This window comes from Ruminococcus flavefaciens ND2009, from assembly GCF_000621785.1.
GTDB classification, from domain to species: domain Bacteria; phylum Bacillota; class Clostridia; order Oscillospirales; family Ruminococcaceae; genus Ruminococcus; species Ruminococcus flavefaciens_C.
The window spans coordinates 155,623-176,318 of the sequence record NZ_KK211347.1 but is presented as its reverse complement, the minus strand read 5'-3'; the positions used below and the strand labels follow the sequence as shown (position 1 = coordinate 176,318).

Sequence of the window (20,696 nt, the reverse complement as noted above, 5' to 3'; positions counted from 1 at the left end):
GATAGATCAAATGTCAGACCTTATCAATTCTGCGTCGCTCCGTCTCCGTGAAGTTATCATGGACGCCCTCGGAGTGCTTGTGGCTGAGGAAAAGATCCCCTCTGAGCCACTCCCCCCATTCAATATCGAGATCCCCGCGGACAAGTCCCACGGTGATTTCGCCGCAAACACCGCTATGGTATGCGCAAAGGCTCTCAGGATGCCTCCCAGAAAGATCGCCGAGCTCATCTGCGAAAAGCTCAGCCTTGAGGGTACTATCTTCGAGAGAGCCGAGGTGGCAGGTCCCGGATTCCTCAACTTCTTCCTCAGCAGGAAATGGTTCTCCGACGTTGTGAAGAACGTTCTTGACGAAGGAGAAAACTACGGAAAGACCGACCTGGGTCAGGGCAAGAGAGTCCTTGTGGAGTTCGTTTCCGCAAACCCCACAGGTCCCATGCACATCGGCAACGCAAGAGGCGGCGCTATCGGAGACTGTCTCGCCAGCGTTCTCCAGTGGGCAGGCTATCATGCCGAGCGTGAGTTCTACGTCAACGACGCAGGAAATCAGATCGAAAAGTTCGGAAAGTCTCTGGAGCTCAGATACTTGCAGCTCTGCTCCCCCAAGGGACAGGAGCTCCTGGCTCAGTACAAGGACGACACCGAGAAGCTCTGCTCCGAGATCTTCGCAGGAAGCGGCGAGGGCGGAGAGTTCGAGATGCCCGAGGATGTTTACCTTGGCACCGACATCATCGAACACGCCAGGAACTTCTATGACATAAACGGAAAGGCTATGGAAAGCGTTTCCGGGGAGGAGCGCAGAAAGGCTCTGGTAGACTACGCACTTCCTATTAATATAGCAGGTCTTGAACGCGACCTGAAGAAGTACCGTATAGTTTACGATAACTGGTTCCGTGAGAGCACAGTCCACGAAAAGAACGAGACCAAGAAGGTCGTTGACAAGCTCATGGAGGCAGGCAAGGCTTACGAGCAGGACGGCGCCATCTGGTTCAGGGCTACGGAATACGGTCTGGACAAGGACTTCGTTCTCAGGAGAAGCAACGGTCTCTATACTTATATAGTACCCGACATCGCTTACCACTATGACAAGCTGGTGACACGTAACTTCGACAAGGCGATAAATGTTCTCGGCGCCGATCACCACGGCTACGTTCCAAGACTGAAGGCTGCTCTGACAGCCCTTGGCGTTGACGCCGACAAGCTTGACGTTGTCCTCATGCAGATGGTAATGCTGGTCCGCGACGGTGAAGTAGTAAAGCTCTCAAAGAGAAGCGGCAAGGCTATCACCCTTGTAACTCTCCTTGACGAGATACCGATAGATGCAGCCCGTTTCTTCTTCAATCTCCGTGAGGCAAACTCACAGTTCGAGTTCGACCTTGATCTGGCTATCGAGAAGTCCTCACAGAATCCCGTTTACTACGTTCAGTACGCCCACGCAAGAATTTGCAGCCTGCTGAGGAACCTCAGTGAGGAAGGCGTTGAGATACCCGAGACTGCCGACCTTGATCTCCTTGATAATCCCCGCGAGATCGAGCTTATCCGCCATCTGGCTTCTCTCCCCGGGGAGATAAATACAGCTGCAAAGAGCTACGATCCCTCAAAGATCACCAAGTATACCGTTGATCTGGCAACTCTGTTCCACCGCTTCTATGACGCCTGCAGCGTAAAGAACGCAGAGAATGAGCAGATCAGGGACGCTCGTATCCTCCTCTGTGTGGCAGTCCGCCAGACACTCAGGAATGCTCTGGAGATACTCAATATCGACAGACCCGAGAAGATGTAAGAAATTACATTTTCCACCGTAAAAATTACGGTTTGGTTACAGAAAAATCACCATCATTGGTGATTATATACAAAATTCAACATATATGTAAGTCATGTTTGTGAGCCTTCGGACGAAAGTTAACACTTTGTTAACAAATTACAGGCAAAAATGTGTTACAATTTGTAATATGTTGAGGAGCAATGTGCTCCCCGACTCTCTCTGAAGGTCCGCTCAAAATAAGATCTTATTAAGAGAAAGGATGTTAATCATGTCCAACAGATTATTTCAGGGTTTAGTTCATCAGATGCGCGACTCTATCGACGCTACTATCGGTGTAGTGGACGAGACCGCAACTATCATCGCCTGCAGCGACCTCACCCGCGTAGGTACCACTAATGAATTCGTTTCACTGGACCTCAGCGATTCCCACGACATCTTCATCCGCGACGGATTTACCTACAAGCCCTTCGGCTCAAGAGTAAAGCCCGATTACGCAGTTTTCGTGGAGGGCGTTGACGACGCTGCTGCAAAGTATGCAAGCATTCTCGCTATCGCACTTTCTAATATCAAGCAGTACTACGATGAGAAGTATGACAGAAACAACTTCATAAAGAATGTCATCCTCGATAACGTTCTCCCCGGAGACATCGTTATCAAGGCAAGAGAGCTCCACTTCAACGCTGAGATCAGCCGCGCTGTATTCCTTATCAGGATCATCTCCGCCAATGATATTTCAGCTTATGATGTTATCCAGAACCTCTTCCCCGACAAGAACAAGGACTTCGTCTTCAATATCACCGAGACTGATATCGTTCTCGTCAAGGAGCTCAAGAGCGCTGTTGACTCAAAGGATCTTGAGAAGCTGGCTCGTTCTATTGCTGACACTCTCAGCAGTGAGTTCTATACAAGAGTTAACGTTGGTATCGGTACTGCCGTTGTCGGCGTCAAGGATCTGGCTCGTTCCTTCAAGGAAGCTCAGATGGCTCTTGAGGTAGGCAAGGTATTCGATACAGACAAGGTTATCGTAAGCTATGACAACCTGGGTATCGCACGTCTTATCTATCACCTCCCCACAACTCTCTGCGAGACCTTCCTCCATGAGGTATTCAAGGTGGGCAGCATCGAGTCACTGGATCACGAGACTCTTTTCACTATCCAGAAATTCTTTGAAAATAACCTGAACGTATCAGAGACTTCCAGAAAGCTCTTCGTTCACAGAAATACACTCGTTTACAGACTGGAAAAAATCAAGAAGCTTACAGGTCTTGATCTCCGTGAGTTCGATCACGCTATCATATTCAAGATCGCCCTCATGGTAAAGAAGTACCTGTCTGCTAACCCTGTCAAGTTCTGATAAAGCCTTTTCACAGGCATTATATCGGACTTTGGGCGGATCATTTCCGCCCTTTACAGATTAAGGTAGGTGTGACCCATTGGTAGAACTTAAAAACGTATCCGTGACCTACTCAAGCGGTGTTGACGCCCTCAATAACGTCAGCCTCAAGATAAACGACGGCGATTTCGCCTTCGTGGTAGGTTCATCAGGTGCGGGAAAAAGTACTATGATCAAGCTTCTTCTGAAGGAAATAGACGCAACAAGCGGTGTTGTTACCGTAAACGGCTATAACCTCAACAAGCTTAAAAGAAGAAAGATCCCCGAATTCCGCCGTACACTCGGCTTCGTATTCCAGGATTTCAGACTTATCCCGTCGATGACAGTATATGAGAACATCGCTTTCGTTCTCAGAGTTATCGACGCCCCCATCAAATACATACGCAAGAGAGTTCCCTACGTTATAAGTCTGGTAGGACTCCATGCAAAAACAAACTCTTACCCCGATGAGCTCTCGGGCGGCGAAAAGCAGCGTGTTGCCATTGCAAGAGCGCTGGTAAACGACCCCCAGCTCATCATCGCAGACGAGCCTACGGGTAATATCGACCCCGAGCTCTCCTACGAGATCGTAGAGCTCCTCAAGGGCATAAACGATCAGGGTACTACTATACTCATGGTTACCCATGAGCACGATCTGGTCCGTCACTTCGGCGGACGTATCATCAACATCACCGAGGGCGAGATCGTCTTCGATGAGGTCATCACAGGTACGGGTGACGAGCTCCTTGCCGATATGGATTCCGAGATTCCCACAGAGGCAATGGCTGCTGCTATCAGCGATGCAGAGCGGGTAAACGAGCCTGCTGCTCAGGAGGAGCCCCAGCTCACCAACACCGAGGAGGCTATCGACCTCCCCATCGAGAATATGACCGCTGATGATATTATCTCCGCTATCGGAGGTATCCCCGACGGCAGCTCCTCCAACGAGCCCGAGCTCATGCAGAAGCTTGCCGACAACATCGATGTGGATATCGAAGAATCAAAACAGGTAAGCAAAGCGGAAACTCCCGAGGAGCTTCTCGCCGCACTCACAGAAAAGACTGAAGGAGGTGCGGAATGAAGCTGAGCGGTATCAAATACCTCGCCGATCAGGGCGTGGAAAATATATGGAAGAACAAGATGATGGCGTTCGCAACATTCTGCGTACTGCTCATATCCCTTCTCCTGGTCGGAATTGCAGGTCTGTTCTATATCAACCTCAATTCCATGATAAAGGGTCTGGGCAGCCAGAACGAGGTGGTCGTTCTTATGAACGTAGGCACCACCGAGGAGCAGAATTCCGCTGCGGAAGCCGCTATCAATGAGCTTCCCAACATCGACAAGGTCACCTTTATCTCCAAGGAGGACGCACTTTCAAGACAGAAGGCTAACCTCCCCAACGCTGAGAAGATCTTCGACGAGTATATCGGCTCGGACGCAAGCTTCATGCCCGACGGCTTCAGCGTTACAGTAAAGAACACAGACCTCATCACAGAGACTACCGAAAAGATAAGCGCTATCGCCAATGTTCAGAGCGCTTCCGCTTCTCCACAGGTAGCTGAGTTCCTGAGAGAGCTCAGAAGAGTCGTTTCTCTTATCGCAGGTGCTATCATCATCGCACTTGCCGTTGTTTCAATGATCATTATCTCCAATACCACAAAGGCAAGCGTTTTTGCCCGCCGTGAGGAGATACAGATAATGAAGTATGTAGGCGCTACAAACGCATTTATCCGTATGCCATTCTTCGTTGAGGGTATGGTGACCGGTCTCTTTGCAGGCGCAGGCGCATACTTTATAACCTGGGCTGTATATCGTGCGATATACAACATGATAACCGATCAGGGTATGCTCATGAACACCTTCGGCGTTAAGAGCATTATCCCGTTCTCTGACATCAGGCTTCCCCTGGCACTTGCTTATCTCGTGTTCGGCGCTCTTATCGGAGCTCTGGGAAGTGTGGTAAGCACAAGAAAGCATATCGATGTCTGATATGCAGCATACCAATCCGAAGATGTGAATTTTTTTATGAAAGGAGTGTGCATTCGGACAGCAATTCCCTTAGTCCGATACGCAGCTTAATTATGGAAAAGCTAAACAGATTCAAAAAGGTCATTTCATTCATCACCTGCTCTGCACTTTCATTTGCAGTAATAGCAGCCTATCCGTCCCTCTCAGACGGCAGGAACAACGCCTCGGCAAAGACTATCGCCGAGATCCAGGAAGAAAGAAAAGCCAACACAGCTAAGATCGAAGAATTACAGTCACAGATCAATTCACTTGAGGGCGATAAGGAAAACGAACAGGCTTATCAGTCAACTCTCTATGAGCAGATAGGCTATATCCAGGACAACATCGACCTCCTCAACAAGGAGCTCGAAAGCATCAATACAGATATTGAGACCGCTCAGGACAATATCGCAGACCTCGACCAGGCTATCGTAGATCAGCAGGAAGAGATCGACGAAAACGTTGAGCTGTTCAAGAAGCGCCTCTGCGCTATGTATGTAACAGGCAACGACAACCTTGCAACAGTAATGGTAGGTACCTCCAGCTTCTATGATATGCTTTCAAGAGTTGAGATGGTAAACCGTATAGCTTCCTACGATGAGGAGCTCATCAATGACATCCTCACAGAGATCGACAACATGGAGCAGTCCAAGAAGGATCTCGAAACAGAAAAGCTCACTCTCGAAATGAGACTTGAGGAGCAGAAAAAGCGTAAGGAAGAAAAGGACGCCGAGATGGCAAGTCTTAACGATAAGATGAGCCAGACTCAGGACGAGATCAACCGTATCGCTATGGAACAGCAGACACTTGAGCTGGATAAGGCTGAGCTCCAGAACTACATCTCTCAGCTGGACGCTGAGGAAGCTGAGATCCAGGCTGAGATCGCCCGTCAGGCTGCGGCTGCACAGGCTGCTTATGAGGCTGAACAGGCAAGACTTGCTCAGGAGAGAGCTGCCGCAGAAGCTGCTGCCGCTCAGCAGGCTGCACAGCAGGGCGATACATCATATACTCCCACATACACCGAGCCCGCTTATGTCCCCGCTCCTTCTGCTTCAGGCTTCTCATGGCCCGCCCCCGGATTCTGCTATATCTCCAGCGGCTACGGCTACAGATGGGGCACCACCCACAGAGGTATCGACGTGGGCGATGCAGGTATCATGGGCGGAGCTTGCTGTGCTGCAAAGGCAGGTACAGTTATCGCCGTAAACAACTCATGCACACACAATTATGCCAAGACCTCCAGCTGCGGCTGCGGCGGAGGCTATGGCAACTATGTTATAATCTCCCACGACGGTACATACTCGACTCTCTACGGTCATCTGTCATCGGCAGCTGTTTCCGTTGGTCAGTATGTAGAACAGGGACAGGTCATCGGCTACATCGGCTCAACAGGCTGGTCTACCGGCGCTCATCTCCACTTTGAGGTCCGCGTGAACGGTGTCGCAAATGACCCGCTGGGCTACGTTAGTCCGTAAAAATGCAACAATCAGATTCAGGGCAGTTCTTTGCAACTGCCCGAATTTTTGTCAGAAAGCGATGATAATATGAATAAGAAAATCAGCCTTGGCCTTGCGCTGAGCCTTATCGCTATCGCTTCTGCGGTCACCTTTATACTCACATCATTCTTCTCACTGCAGAGCTTCAACAAAAAGGTAGTTGACGTCAACGAAAAGAGCAAGAAGTATAATTCGCTTCAGAGCCTTGACTCCTACGTCCGCGAACACTACCTGGGCGATATAAATGAGGGCGACCTCAGCGACGGAATACTTAAAGGCTATATTTCGGGACTTGATGATAAGTACTCCAGATACCTGACAGAAGAGGAGTACCTGGCTGAACAGAGCGATGACGAGGGTCAGCTGGTGGGACTGGGTCTCACCCTTGAGGAGGACGAGAACGGATATATCCGCATAGCAAAGATAATGGAGGACTCCCCCGTTGAGGAGGCTGGTATCCGTGTCGGCGACGTCATCACACTCATCGACGGCGTGGACGTTCTCACCGCAGGATTTGACGAGTCTATCGAAGCCATGCGCGGCACAGAGGGCTCGGAAATAAATATCACCGTCCGCAGAGGCGGTATCGACAAGGACTATACCTTCACCCGCCGCTCTATCGAGATGATAACCGTAAGCGGCGAAATGGTCAACGAATTCGTCGGCTATATCAAGATCGACGGCTTCAAGAAGAATACTCCCCAGCAGTTCGTGGATACTCTTGAGAGGCTTACCTCCAACGGCGCAAAGGCACTCATCTTCGACGTCCGCGACAACGGCGGCGGTATCGTGGAGGCTCTCGGCGAATGTGTGGACCCTCTTCTCCCCGAAGGCGTTATCGCCACAGCGGAGTACAAGGACGGTCACAGCGAGACTCTGGTATATTCAGACGAGGCTGCTCTTGAGATACCCATGGTGGTTCTGATAAACGACAAGACCGCCAGCGCTGCGGAGCTCTTTGCGGCTTCTCTCCGTGATTTCGGCGGTGCTCAGCTGGTGGGAGAAAAGACCTACGGCAAGGGCGTTATGCAGGAGACCACAGAGTTCGACAACAACGGCGCGGTAGTTCTTACCGTTGCAAAGTACAAGACTGAGCGCTCGGAATGCTACGACGGCGTGGGAATTACTCCCGATATATCCGTTGAGAACACCGATGAGGCTTACGACGACCAGTACGCAGCAGCTGTTGACGCTGCTATGGCGGCTTTACAGTAAAATTAAGGGAGACAGCAAGTGCTGTCTCCCTTCCTTTTTTGCGGGCACTTCATGAGAGCCCTTGCCTTAAAACGCTGACAACTTATTTCTGATCTTTCAGGGTTGACTTTTTCCGCATGATATAGTATAATAATATGTAATGCTATTTAAGCTTCGGGGAACTTTGTGTTGATTCTCTCCCGAAATAAATCATATAAGGAGTGCATTGATATGGCTACAAAGAAGATGTCCAGAGAAAGCTACGACAAGCTCGTCGCTGAACTCGATGATCTCAAGATCAATAAACGTAAGGAAGTTGCCGAAAGACTGAAAGTTGCCCGTTCTTACGGAGACCTCTCCGAGAACGCTGAGTACGATGAGGCAAAAAATGAACAGGCTATCCTCGAAGCTCACATTCAGGAGCTCCAGTATACCATCGACAACGCTGAGATCGTTGATGACGATAGCATCTCTGTTGACGAGATCGGTATGAGCTCAAAGATCACTATCAAGCGTCTCGATACAGGCAAGCTGGAAACATTCACTATCGTTGGTACCAACCACGCAAACGTAAGAGAGGGTCTTATCTCAGACGAGTCTCCTATCGGCAAGGCTGCTATGAAGAAGAGAGTGGGCGATATTTTCATCGTTGAGGCTCCCGCAGGCGAGCTGAAGTTCGAGGTCGTTGAGATCTCCAAGTAATCGAAAGGATATAAATATGAGCGAAAATCAGGTCAATTCCCCTGTTCAGGCTGAAGAGGAGCCTGTTCAGGACATAAATATACTCAAGAAGGACAGACTCGACAAGCTGGCTGATCTCCGCGAGCTGGGTCACGATCCCTTCACTATCACAAAGTTCGACGTTACAGGCCACGCTGCTCAGTACAAGGCTGAGTACGAGGCAAAGGAAGCCGAGATAATCGCCGCTGTGGGCGATGATGAGGAGAAGAAGGCTGAAGAGCTTGAAAAGCTCAACGAGAATATCGTCCGCATTGCAGGACGTATCATGAGCTGGAGAGACATGGGCAAGGCTAACTTCATCGACGTCCGCGACAAGTCTGACCGTATACAGGTATATATTCGTTCCAACGATATAGGCGCAGACCTTTTCAAGGAGTTCAAGAAAAAGTGGGACATCGGTGACATCATCGGCGTTGAGGGCTATGTGTTCAGAACACGCAAGGGCGAGATCTCTATCCACGCAAAGAGCATCACCCTCCTCACAAAGTCCCTCCTGCCCCTCCCCGAGAAGTGGCACGGACTCAAGGACACAGATACAAGATACCGTCAGCGCTACCTTGATCTCATTATCAATCCCGAGGTCAAGGACACATTCATCAAGCGCTCAATGATAATCTCATCCATCAGACGCTACCTGGACGCTCAGGGCTTCATGGAAGTTGAGACTCCCATGCTGGTATCCAACGCAGGCGGCGCTGCTGCAAGACCCTTCGAGACACACTATAACGCTCTCGACGAGGACGTAAAGCTCCGTATCAGTCTGGAGCTCTACCTCAAGAGACTTATCGTCGGCGGCCTTGAAAGAGTTTACGAGATCGGAAGAGTTTTCCGTAACGAGGGCGTTGACACCCGTCATAACCCCGAGTTCACACTCATGGAGCTCTATCAGGCTTACACCGATTACTACGGCATGATGGATCTCACAGAGAATATGTTCCGCCACGTTGCTCAGGAAGTATGCGGTACTACCTGCGTTCCCTACGGCGAGTACATGATCGACCTTGGCAAGCCCTTCGAGAGACTTACCATGATCGACGCTGTAAAGAAGTATTCAGGCGTTGACTTCAGCGAGATAAAGACTCTCGAGGAAGCACGCAAGATAGCTGATGAAAAGGGCGTAGAGTACGAGAATCGCCACAAGCGCGGAGATATTCTCAACCTCTTCTTCGAGGCATTCGTTGAGGAGCACCTCATTCAGCCTACATTCATCATGGATCACCCCATCGAGATCTCTCCCCTTACCAAGAAGAAGCCCGATGCTCCCGACTATGTTGAGCGTTTCGAGCTGTTCATCACAGGCCGTGAGATGTGCAACGCTTACTCAGAGCTCAACGATCCTATCGACCAGCGTGAGCGTTTCAAGGCTCAGGAAGAAGCTCTCAGCCAGGGTGACGAGGAAGCTAACCGCACAGATGAGGACTTCCTTAACGCTCTGGAAATCGGTATGCCTCCTACGGGCGGTATCGGCTACGGTATCGACCGTCTGGTAATGCTGCTGACAAACAGCGCTTCTATCAGAGACGTACTCCTCTTCCCCACCCTCAAGAGCCTCCCTGCAAACGGCGGGCGCCAGGAAAAGGAAGACAAAACAGAGAAATAATAACAATACGGGCGGCTTATGCCGCCCGTTATCGTAAGGAATAAAATATGAAAGATAAAGAAAAAAACTCACCAAAGACAGCTCCCGAAGAAGATGACAGGCTAAAAATGGACAAAAGCGTTTTTCAGGTCAACAAGGACCTGAGAAAGCAGCGCGAGGCAGAGCTTGAGGCTCAGCAGCGCGAGGCAGAACGCCGCTATGCCGAAAAGGAAAAGCAGAAGCGCGAGGCTTACGAAAAGCAGCTCCAGGACGAAAAGATCGAACTCATGCGCCTGAAGCAGGGCATCGTTGAGGAGAGCGAGTCCACCATACATGAGGAAAAGGAAGAGGAAGTAAAGCTTTCATTCTGGAAAAAGATAGGCAACTTCTTCTACCACAACAAGTGGTGGCTGGGTCTGGGAGTGTTCTTCCTGGCGCTGGGCGGATACCTGGCATACGACCTGCTGTCAAAGCCCAATCCCGACATGGTAATACTCATGCTATGCGACAATGACTTCGTCGGCAACTCCGCCTATCTGGAGGAGTACTTCACCGGATTGGGTGAGGACTCAAACGGAAACGGCAAGGTCCTGGTCTCGGTGTACTACATTCCCTACAGCGATGACGAATACCAGAACTACATCAAGGGCGTCACCAACAAGCTGACCAACTTTCTCGGCAACGATGAGTCTGTGGTGGTCATCGGCAACAAGAAGACCTCGGAGGAGCTCCTTGAACCTGCTGAGTCCTTTGTGGATCTTTCGGAGCTCTATCCCGACGATCCCCATATAAAGGACAAGTACTTCTACTATCTCAAGGATACCGACTTTGCTGAAAAGATCGGCGTAAGCAAGGCTGATATCCCCGATGATATGTACCTTGCACTGCGCAGACCGAGAGGTCTTATCAATGCAAGCCAGGAGGATATGCAGGAGACCTACGATAAGGACTTCCCCACATTCGACAGGATAATACATGACCTTTCAAAGTAAAAAAGCGGAGCTTTATGCTCCGCTTTTCTATTCATAACAACTTGCCTATAATAAGCTTCTTTAAAGCTATCAGGTCGAAAACGTCCACATCGCCGTCATAATTCACATCTGCAAGGCGTCGGTCGGGCAACTCATTCTTATCTTTATTGATAAGCCATCTCTGCAGGAAGACAAGGTCGGATATGTTCAGTTCACCATCTCTGTTCACATCTCCTGCGACGCCTAAATCTGAATCAAGTCTGTACATTTCTGCCTGACGCTCACCGTTGTCAAAACTGATATGAGCGAACATATCTCCCTCAAGGCATATGTTTATCATATCCTCTCCGCTGTCATCGAGCAAGTACTCCACGTTGGTTACGCCGCTTCCGCCGATATAATCAGGGTATTTATGTATAATATCAAATTCTCTGATTATCTCTTGTGCCGTACCATAGCGGCTGATTATGTCGTTTGCCTCATCAAGGGTGATACGGGGCGCATCGGGGGCAAGCTCGCCGAGAAGTATCTTCTCCTGGCGGACAAACTGTCCCACCATTCTCTGACCTTTGCGCCTCAGCTCCTCAAGCTCGCTGTTCGCATCTGATGTTGTCACAGTAGTTACGACAGGCTCAGATGTAACTGGCAATGTTCCTGTGTATTCCTCAGTTGCTTCGGGAATATCCACGCTCTCATTCTCTGCTGCCCTTGCGCTGAATGTCATGGCTCCGAAGCCTGCAAGAAGTCCCGCACAGGCTGCCGCTGCAATAAATCCATTCATCTTTTTCATAGTAACACTCCTTTCGTATATATCGGAAACGTTTCCCTTTCACTATAACATACGGAAGGATTTGGCAGAGTGTTGCATTTTTCAGAAAATAAGATACTCTATCACCGAATTGGACATGAGGAAGCCCTTGGCGGTCAGCCATACTCTCTCGCCGTCGGTCTGTGCATAGCCATCCTTCACAAGGGGCGGCAGCTTCTTCATTATCTCCGCCCTGTGCTCTCCGGCGTCGGAAAGGCTAAGCCCCTCCCTCAGTCTCAGCCGCAGCATGGCGAACTCCTCAAAGCCGCAGGGAGCTTCGTCGGTGACAGTGACCTTCTGAAAGGGAGCGGCAATAAATCCGTCAATATCACGTTCAACGGCGAAGCGTTTCCCCTTATAGCAGGAATGGGCGGCAGGTCCTATGCCGAGATAGTCCAGACACTTCCAGTAGCGGCTGTTGTGGCGGCTCTCAAAGCCCTCCTTGGCGAAATTTGATACCTCATACTGTGCAAAGCCCCTCTCCTCCAGAAGCCGCACCATTTCCAGGTACAGCTCTGCGGTGGTCTCCTCATCGGGCAGCCGCCCTTTTATCTCCTCACAGTCAAAGGGAGTCCCCTCCTCAGTCTTGAGGATATAAGCGGAGATATGCTGCACGGGCAGGGCGGTCATGCGCTCTATGGAATAGCGCAGGCTCTCCGCAGTCTGGTCGGGCAGGGCTATCATCAGGTCGCATGAGATATTCCCGAAGCCTGCGGCGGCTGCGTCCAGCACAGCCTGCTCCGCTCTTTCGGCAGTGTGGACTCTCCCCAGCACGCGGAGCTCCTCGTCCCTCATGGACTGGACTCCCACGGACAGGCGGTTCACGCCGATACTGCGGAGCTCCGAAAGCTTCTGCGGCGTAAGGGTGCAGGGATTTGCCTCAATAGTTATTTCGGCAGCCCCGTCAAGTGCGAAGCTGCCGTTTATTTCGTTTATTATGCTTTCAAGCTGATCCGTTGTCAGCAGCGAGGGAGTACCTCCCCCGAAATATACCGTATCCACGGTCTGAGCCCTGTCGCTGTAATGGCGGATATTTCTCAGCACCGCCGCTGTGTAGTCCTCTGCCCTCTGTCTTGTCCAGCCCACGGAGTAAAAATCACAGTAGGCGCACTTCTTTCCGCAGAAGGGCACATGGATATAAAGTCCCAGCGTCATTTCTCTTTTTCGTAGGCGTCAATGCGGACAGTCTCCATCATTTTGAAGAAAAATCCGTTGACTATCCTGGGCACGATGAGCATATTCAGTATCAGCCCCAGAACTATAGGCACCTCATGGGTGTACCACCATTCACTGTCCTGTCCGTGGATAAAGACGATGACTATGCAGATAAAGGATATGGTGAAGTACAGTGCTGCGAAAGCAGTTGCGCCCTTTCCGTTGACGCAGCGCTTGCCGCACTTCGTGCATTTCTTTCCCTTGGACTTCATTGTTCCTGCCATTGCCTTGCTCAGCGGGTTGAAGGTCTTTTCGCCGCAGCAGGGGCAGTTGTATAAACTACTCATATTTATTCCTTTCCTTCCTCTGCACTGCCCTCAGCCTCAATGGGCTCAAGCACCTTTGCAAGCTTTGCCGCAGGTACTTCTCCCGCAAGCTTTGGTGTCAGGGGCAGCAGAGTTTTCTTCTTTGCCTTGCGTCTTGTGCGGAAAATACTGAGGAAGTCCTCGGGGTGGAGGACAATGAGAGTCACCAGCATTATTCCCAGAGCCGCAAGCAGCATCAGCTTATTGTCGTCACCTGCCACAAGTCCGAATATCAGCAGGACTATGGCGGTGACACAGAAGCTGGTACGCGATTTCTCGCGGAGCCTTATCCTTATGGCGCGGAGAAAGCGCCCTGCGCCTGTATTTTTACCTATGAAAAACTCGGTGATAACCGTTATGATACTCAGCACCAGAACTGCACAGAGCAGTCCGAGAATGATATAGTTTATCATAATTAGCCTCCCGTTCTCAGCTGTCAAGCTTCAGAACGCTCATGAACGCCTCCTGTGGAACCTCTACGGTACCCAGCTGGCGCATACGCTTCTTACCTTCCTTCTGCTTTTCGAGCAGCTTCTTCTTTCTGGTTATATCGCCGCCGTAGCACTTTGCAAGCACGTCCTTGCGCATTGCCTTTACTGTCTCGCGGGCGATTATCTTGCCGCCGATGGCAGCCTGTATGGGCACCTCAAAGAGCTGACGGGGAATGTTCTCTTTCAGCTTTTCGGCTATTTTACGGGCTCTGCCGTAGGCCTTATCCGTGTGGATGATAAAGCTGAGAGCGTCCACCACCTCGCCGTTGAGAAGTATATCCAGCTTCACAAGCTTGCTTGGTACATAGCCCAGCATCTCGTAATCAAAGGACGCATATCCCTTTGTACGGGACTTGAGCACGTCGAAGAAGTCATACACTATCTCGTTCAGCGGCAGCTCATAGTGGAGCTCAACACGGGTATCGTCAAGGTACTTCATGTCCTTGAACACGCCGCGCCTGTCCTGACACAGCTCCATGATATTGCCCACGTAGTCCGAGGGAGCAAGAATGCTCGCCTTTACCATGGGCTCCTCAGCCACCTGAATGAGGGCAGGATCGGGGTAGTTGGTGGGATTGTCGATATACTGCACCTCGCCGTTGGTCATGGTGACCTTGTAGATAACGGAGGGGGCTGTGGTTATGAGGTCAAGGTTGTACTCTCGCTCAAGGCGCTCCTGGATAATTTCCATGTGGAGAAGTCCCAGGAAGCCGCAGCGGAAGCCGAAGCCCAGTGCTATTGAGGTCTCGGGCTCGAAAGAGAGCGATGCGTCATTGAGCTGGAGCTTTTCCAGAGCGTCGCGGAGGTCGCCGTACTTTGCGCCGTCAGCAGGATAGATGCCCGAGAACACCATGGGGTTCACCTTGCGGTAGCCGGGAAGGGGCTCATCGCAGGGGAATTCGTCATTGGTGACGGTATCGCCCACCTGAGTGTCGCCTATGCTCTTGATGGAAGCGGCGATATAGCCTACCTCGCCTGCCTCAAGGCTGCCGTTGTTCACAAGGGTGGTGGCGTCCATGAAGCCTGCCTCAACAACGTTGAATACAGCTCCCGTAGCCATAAGGCGGATATTGTCCCCCACCTTCACTCTGCCCTCCTTGACGCGGACGTAGATGATAACGCCCTTGTAGGAGTCATAGTAGCTGTCGAAGATAAGCGCCTTCAGGGGCTTGTCGGAGTCGCCCTTGGGAGCGGGGATGTCCGTGACTATCTTTTCAAGCACCTCCTCGATGTTGGTGCCCATTTTTGCGGAGATACGGGGAGCGTCCATGGCAGGTATGCCGATGACGTTCTCAATCTCATTGCAGACTCTCTCCGGGTCGGCTGAGGGAAGGTCTATCTTGTTGACCACGGGGACTACCTCAAGGTCATGCTCAATGGCAAGATAGGTGTTGGCAAGGGTCTGCGCCTCGATGCCCTGTGAAGCGTCAACCACAAGGATAGCTCCCTCGCAGGCGGCAAGGGAACGTGACACCTCATAGTTGAAGTCAACGTGACCGGGGGTGTCGATGAGGTTGAAGATATAGTCCTCGCCGTCCTGAGCGGTGTACTTGAGACGTACCGCACGGGCTTTGATGGTGATACCGCGCTCACGCTCGATGTCCATATTGTCCAGGAGCTGATCCTCCATATCGCGGATAGCTACGGTCTCGGTCTTTTCGAGGATACGGTCGGCAAGTGTTGACTTGCCGTGATCTATATGCGCTATAATACAGAAATTTCTGATCTTGTCGTTAGCCAATGTTTTACCTCTTTTCAAACATATTTACTCAGTATAATTATATCAGAAACGCTAAGGTTTGTAAAGGGTTTTTACTTTATAAAAATGAAATTCCCCGTCTCTTTGACGGGGAAAGATATACATTACTGAGGTACAAGGTCATAAAGAAAATCCAGTTCTTCGGGATCAGCTATTTTGTATGTATTAAAGCCTCCGCTTAATCCTTCTCTCAAAGCAAAGTATTTTCTGTCAGCAGAAAATATGAATTCATAATTTCCGTTCATATGTGGTGTATTACCTCTTTCGACCCATTCTTTGTTATATGCCATGATGAGCCATATAAGGTTTTTTGCAGCCGACTGGTCATGAGGCAAACCACAGTCCCAGAGATAGTAAGTATAAGTGTGATCGACCTCCTCAAACTCATGGCTGGTAAAATAATCATAAAGCATTTGCTTGTGTTCATCTGTCAGCTCGCCATCAAGAGTGCTGTAAAGTGGGAACGAAGCAGGATTTTCTTTTTCCTCCTCAGTAAGGTCGTCATAGGTACGTCCGTTGTAATACCTGAAAGTGTTGAATTCATACTCCTCAAATATATCTTCCGGAAGCTTTTCAATTCGTATGACCGTTGGCTCGCCGTCTTCATCAGCCGTACTTACAGTCTCTGTCGTTGTAACTGTAGCAGTTGTTGTGGCTGCGGCAGTTGTAGTCTCGGTTTCTGTAGTCACTGTAGTCGCTGCCTCAGCAATTGTTGTTTCTGTTTCGCGGCTATTGTTGTTTTTATTCTCGGCACAGGCAGTAAGAACTGCCGCGCAGAACAGTGCGATAAATACCTTTTTCATGTTTACTCCTCTGATCAGTAAATAATTTCATTTAAACATTAACATATTTACTCAGTATAATTATATCAGAAACGCCGCAGTTTGTAAAGAGTTTTTTGCGGCAAAAACAGCCGCAGGCACAGATCTGAACAGGAAATCGTATGCCTGCGGCTGAAACGTTTATCTTATTTTACCGACGTTCATCAGTCCTTGGAAGGATCCAGTGTAGTCCTCTTCTTGAGGAGGAATTCCTGTATCTTCAGAGCGTCGTTTGCAGTAAGTCCCTCTGTGGACTTGTCAACGTCACCGTTTGTCTTGCCCTGAGCCTTCAGGTGCTTGGAGTCGGAGCCCTTTTCGCCGTACTTGTCGGGATTTGCAAGGCTCTGCATGATGAGGATAGCGTCTGCAAGCTCAACCTTGCCGTCGCAGTTTACATCGCCCCATACAGTTTCGTCAGTGCTGCCGCCCTTTATGTTCACCTTATAGGAGATGTCCACGCCGTAGCAGTAGGTGTACCTGTAATAGTTACCTACGCCGCCCTTGATATTTACAGTGTACTCGCCTGCGGGAAGGGTGCTGAACTTATCCTTTGCGTATTCCTTGCCGCTGCTGTCTTTAATGGTCACGATGCTGTCGCTGACATCGGCGTCAGTATACCTTCCGCCTCCTGAGCCTGCACCGCTCTGAGGAGTTCCGCCGAACAGAAGACCGCTGAGGTCAAGCTCCTCGCCCTGCTCATAAACTGTCTTTGTGGGGTATGAATCAACGCCCTTGAAGTCATAGCCAGGGTGGATAGTAGGACCTGGTGTAGTAGTAGTGGTAATTGTTGTATCGGCAGTTGTTGTAGTTGTAACAGAAGTAGTTGTGATACTTGTAGTCGTACCGCTTGTTGTTGTAGTTGTGGTAGTTGACGGTCTGGGAGTTGAAGCGCCGCCGTAGTACTCGGAGAGCGAGATACCGTTGCCTGCGCGTCCCAGCGGGATAGTATGGTCAAGGCTTACGAACTTGCCGTCCTTTGTCTGCCAGAGGGCAGGCTTGATGAACTCATACTTCACATCGTCCCACTTCTGGAAGTTATCGTAAACAAGTCCGCCTGTATCCGATGAGTTCTCATTGAAGCACCAGAATGTGTGGTGGATATGCTTGTCGATCATGTAGTCGCGGAGCTCCTGCATCCAGTGAACGTTCTCACCGGTCTTGTCGTGCTCCTCATCGACCCAGCCGCCCCATTCGCCCATGAGCAGGGGTGAGATGTTCTCCTCAACGAGGAATGCCCATGTATCCCTCCAGTAATCGTCCAGGAGAGTCTCTCTGCTGAAGGTCTTGGAAGGATCTTCAAGATAGAACCAGGTCTGCTTGTATACCTCGGGACCGTAGTCATGAGGTGAATAAACCAGCTGGCTCTGATGCTCGCCAAGGTCTACGGGATAATCCCTTACGCCGCGGAAATTAGCTCCCCACCATGCGCCGTAATAGGGCTGATACTCGGGATCGCCATAATGGCCGTAGTCAGTGGAGGGCGAATTCCAGTCAAAGCCCTTTTCGGTCTTGGGATAAACCTCGATACCCTCTACCATGATGAGCAGGTTCGGGTTCTGATCCAGGCAGGCTTTAGCGCCCTTCTCAGCAGCATAGCGCCAGTTATTCGCATCTTTGGAGCCGTCCCATTTTGCAAAAATGCCATCGTCCTTCTTGCCGTGAGGCTCGTTCTTCAGGTCGATAGCGATGATAGTGTCATCATCCTTGTAGTAATCCGAGAACCATGCCAGAGCGTCCAGCCAGTCCTTCTCACTGAAGTTTGTGTCATACCACAGAGCGTAGTTATGACCTGCGGCATTGGTAGTAGCGCAGTGAACGTCCATCATGATCTTGATACCGTTCTCGCGGCACCACTTGACTACCTGATTCCAGATGTCGAAGCTGTACATGGGAGTACCGCCCTCAACGCCCTCAACAGTCAGCTCGGGATTTTCGTACTCATTGAGCTTGATGATCGGGTCGGGCTTGCCTGCCTTCCACTGGAGAAGTATCTCCGTTGACATAGGTACACGGAGAAGATTGAAGCCGTGGTCTGCGATAAGGTCGAGGCAGTGGTGTACGTTTGCCGACCATGCGCCGTCAAAGATCTGGCTTCCTACGTTATAGCCGAACCAGTTGACACCTGTCATCCAGACCTCGTTGCCGTTCATGTCAACGATCTGTGCCTTATCGTTGACGTGGAGCCAGTCGTCATGATACTCGTCGGGAGCTGCGACTGCTTTTTCCTTTGGCAGCCTGTTCACAGAAGGAACAAGCAGCACCGCAGCAGCTGAAACAACAGCGGCTGCTCTTTTGAATAGATTTTTTGCCATATCAAGAAACCCCTCTCTTTTTGATATATGGTGTATAATAACATCATTATTATACATCTTTTTATATGCCTTGTCAACGGCGTTTGTCGATTTCAGCAATAAATGGGGACTTTTTTTGGCAGTGGAATAAAAAATATTTAGTGAAAAGTATTGATTATTTTCAGGATATGCTGTATAATAATTTTTATTGAGGGGACTGCCTTCGGGCAGTAATATTTATTAAGGAGGACTTTCCATGAAGATCAGAAAGATCACAGCTGCATTTTCAGCAGCAGCGCTGCTCACAGCAGCTCTACCCGTAACTGCGGAGGCAGTTGAAGACAAGACCTATGACAAAATCCTTTTCAATTCCTGGCAGGATGCATACCATGTGGTTCTCTCAGACTGCTACGGATCGGAGGAGTACAACTTTGCAGACAAGGATATCACTTCCGGCTCACGCTTTGAGCTGTACGACATTGACCACGATAACGTGCCCGAGCTTTTCATCTCGGACAGCGGCTACAAAATGGGCACCTGCACGGTATATTCATTCTATAACAACAAGCTTTCAGAGCCGGTCGTACTCGGCTCCTACGGCAACTCCTTCGCCGATCCCAATGCCTCATATCTGATACACAACCACCAGCACATGGGAGTTCATGAGATCACCTATTTCAAGCTTGAAAAAGGCGTTTTCACCAAGGAGATCTCATTTATGGACAATACCGCCAATGAGGGCATGGAAGGCGTGGAAATAGTTTACACGATCAACGGTGAGAATGTCTCCGAGACGAAATACGTTCAGGAAAAGGAAAAATACGATCACATGGAGCTCATCGCCCACGGCAGAAAGACTCAGCTGGACGCTCTGGACACAGAAAAGGACAATGTTATCTACTCTTATTTCTTCGATCATTACACAGCGCTCTGCCCGTCAACTACACAGAAAAATCTCAGCATCACTATCGCTGACTCCATAAATGATATTCCCGTTACCGAAATAGAACAGAACGGATTCAGGGACAGCGATAACTTAGTCTCTGTAACTATCGGAAAGAATGTCCGCGATGTAAAGAACAGCGCATTTGAAAACTGCGCGAACCTGAAAACAGTAAACTTCACAGGCAATCCGGGACGTATAGGTCCCAGAGCCTTTGCAGGCTGTACCTCTCTTGAGGCGTTCACAGGCATGGACAGCTCAAATATCTATAAAACATACAAGATCGTGGACGGCGTGATCTACCGTACGGATATGGGAGACCTTGTGGCATATCCCTCAGGCAAGAAGGACACCTTCTTTTCCGTTCCCAAGGGCATACAGGCAGTTGAGCCCAACGCCTTCACAGGCAATGCCTACATAAAGAATATCGAGTGCCCCGAATGGGTCAACACTATATGCGAGGGAGCATTCGCAGAGTGCCCTGCTCTTGCAGAAGTATCCATCTACAACGCCGAAGCAAATATAATTAACAAGAATACGGAATGCACCGTCTGCAACAGCTTCGATCCCGTGATCCCGCTGAACACCTACAGTGGCGCTATCCTGACATATATGGATTCCACTGCATTCAAATGGGCAGATGACAGGGGGCTCAACATCGTTCTCCTCACAGGCAAGCCAATTAAGCTCACAGGCGATGTATCCGATGACGGAAGGGTCGATGCAGTTGATGCTTCCCGTACACTTGCGGAATACGCTCTCACATCAACAAGTAAAGACCCCATGTTCACCTTTGCCCAGAGACGTGCAGGCGACATTGACAAAAACGGCACCGTTGACGCCGTTGATGCTTCAAAGATACTCGCCTACTATGCGTACACATCAACTACATCAGGCGAGCACGTCACCATTGAGGAATTATTCTCAATGGCACAGTAAAT

The 20,696-nt window shown here is 50.1% G+C and carries 16 protein-coding genes and 1 pseudogene; 10 read left to right on the top strand and 7 right to left on the bottom strand.

Features of this window, described 5'->3' with window-relative positions; genetic code table 11:
• Positions 1-10 precede the first annotated feature (10 nt).
• The 9 genes and pseudogenes from argS to T488_RS0111130 all read left to right on the top strand — a co-directional run bounded on the left by argS (position 11) and on the right by T488_RS0111130 (position 11,143).
• Positions 11-1,780, top strand: a complete 1,770-nt coding sequence (gene argS, locus T488_RS0111170) for an arginine--tRNA ligase (protein ID WP_028520876.1) — start codon at positions 11-13, stop codon at positions 1,778-1,780.
• A 250-nt stretch (positions 1,781-2,030) separates the two neighbouring features.
• The gene (locus T488_RS0111165; protein WP_019680782.1) at positions 2,031-3,116 is read left to right on the top strand and encodes a helix-turn-helix domain-containing protein; all 1,086 of its coding nucleotides are present in this window, start codon (positions 2,031-2,033) and stop codon (positions 3,114-3,116) included.
• A gap of 79 nt (positions 3,117-3,195) precedes the next feature.
• Positions 3,196-3,876, top strand: a pseudogene (gene ftsE / locus T488_RS0111160) (cell division ATP-binding protein FtsE); the annotation flags it as partial.
• Between the two features lie 335 nt (positions 3,877-4,211).
• Positions 4,212-5,123, top strand: a complete 912-nt coding sequence (ftsX, locus tag T488_RS0111155) for a permease-like cell division protein FtsX (protein WP_028520874.1) — start codon at positions 4,212-4,214, stop codon at positions 5,121-5,123.
• Positions 5,124-5,215: 92 nt separating this feature from the next.
• On the top strand, positions 5,216-6,616 hold the full coding sequence (locus T488_RS0111150) for a murein hydrolase activator EnvC family protein (RefSeq protein WP_028520873.1): 1,401 nt from the start codon (positions 5,216-5,218) through the stop codon (positions 6,614-6,616).
• Between the two features lie 69 nt (positions 6,617-6,685).
• Positions 6,686-7,852 carry a S41 family peptidase gene (locus tag T488_RS0111145; protein WP_028520872.1) on the top strand — a complete coding sequence of 389 codons (1,167 nt, stop codon included), beginning with the start codon at positions 6,686-6,688 and terminating at the stop codon, positions 7,850-7,852.
• A 210-nt stretch (positions 7,853-8,062) separates the two neighbouring features.
• Positions 8,063-8,533 (top strand): transcription elongation factor GreA, encoded by a 471-nt coding sequence (gene greA / locus T488_RS0111140; RefSeq protein WP_028520871.1) that lies wholly within the window; start codon positions 8,063-8,065, stop codon positions 8,531-8,533.
• 16 nt (positions 8,534-8,549) lie between these two features.
• The gene (gene lysS, locus T488_RS0111135; RefSeq protein ID WP_028520870.1) at positions 8,550-10,172 is read left to right on the top strand and encodes a lysine--tRNA ligase; all 1,623 of its coding nucleotides are present in this window, start codon (positions 8,550-8,552) and stop codon (positions 10,170-10,172) included.
• 47 nt (positions 10,173-10,219) lie between these two features.
• The gene (locus tag T488_RS0111130; RefSeq protein ID WP_028520869.1) at positions 10,220-11,143 is read left to right on the top strand and encodes a hypothetical protein; all 924 of its coding nucleotides are present in this window, start codon (positions 10,220-10,222) and stop codon (positions 11,141-11,143) included.
• A gap of 31 nt (positions 11,144-11,174) precedes the next feature.
• Here T488_RS0111130 and T488_RS0111125 read toward each other — a convergent pair whose 3' ends face one another.
• The 7 genes from T488_RS0111125 to T488_RS17720 form a co-directional block, all read right to left on the bottom strand.
• Positions 11,175-11,912: a dockerin type I repeat-containing protein gene (locus T488_RS0111125; protein ID WP_028520868.1), complete on the bottom strand. Its 738-nt coding sequence runs from the start codon at positions 11,910-11,912 to the stop codon at positions 11,175-11,177.
• A gap of 81 nt (positions 11,913-11,993) precedes the next feature.
• A complete protein-coding gene (gene hemW / locus T488_RS0111120; RefSeq protein ID WP_028520867.1) occupies positions 11,994-13,085 on the bottom strand; it encodes a radical SAM family heme chaperone HemW in 1,092 nt (363 codons plus the stop codon).
• A complete protein-coding gene (locus T488_RS0111115; protein ID WP_028520866.1) occupies positions 13,082-13,432 on the bottom strand; it encodes a hypothetical protein in 351 nt (116 codons plus the stop codon). Before T488_RS0111115 ends, hemW begins: the two co-directional genes overlap by 4 nt.
• A 2-nt stretch (positions 13,433-13,434) precedes the next feature.
• Complete coding sequence (locus T488_RS0111110; protein ID WP_028520865.1) at positions 13,435-13,863, bottom strand: hypothetical protein; 429 nt, start codon at positions 13,861-13,863, stop codon at positions 13,435-13,437.
• A gap of 16 nt (positions 13,864-13,879) precedes the next feature.
• On the bottom strand, positions 13,880-15,682 hold the full coding sequence (gene lepA / locus T488_RS0111105; RefSeq protein ID WP_028520864.1) for a translation elongation factor 4: 1,803 nt from the start codon (positions 15,680-15,682) through the stop codon (positions 13,880-13,882).
• A 122-nt stretch (positions 15,683-15,804) separates the two neighbouring features.
• The gene (locus T488_RS0111100; protein ID WP_028520863.1) at positions 15,805-16,503 is read right to left on the bottom strand and encodes a hypothetical protein; all 699 of its coding nucleotides are present in this window, start codon (positions 16,501-16,503) and stop codon (positions 15,805-15,807) included.
• 182 nt (positions 16,504-16,685) lie between these two features.
• Entirely contained in the window at positions 16,686-18,833 is a 2,148-nt protein-coding gene (locus T488_RS17720) for a cellulase family glycosylhydrolase (RefSeq protein ID WP_037297980.1), read from the bottom strand.
• Positions 18,834-19,068: 235 nt separating this feature from the next.
• On the opposite strand from T488_RS17720, the gene T488_RS0111090 reads away from it, so the two are divergent.
• Positions 19,069-20,694, top strand: a complete 1,626-nt coding sequence (locus T488_RS0111090; RefSeq protein ID WP_028520862.1) for a leucine-rich repeat protein — start codon at positions 19,069-19,071, stop codon at positions 20,692-20,694.
• Positions 20,695-20,696 lie beyond the last annotated feature (2 nt).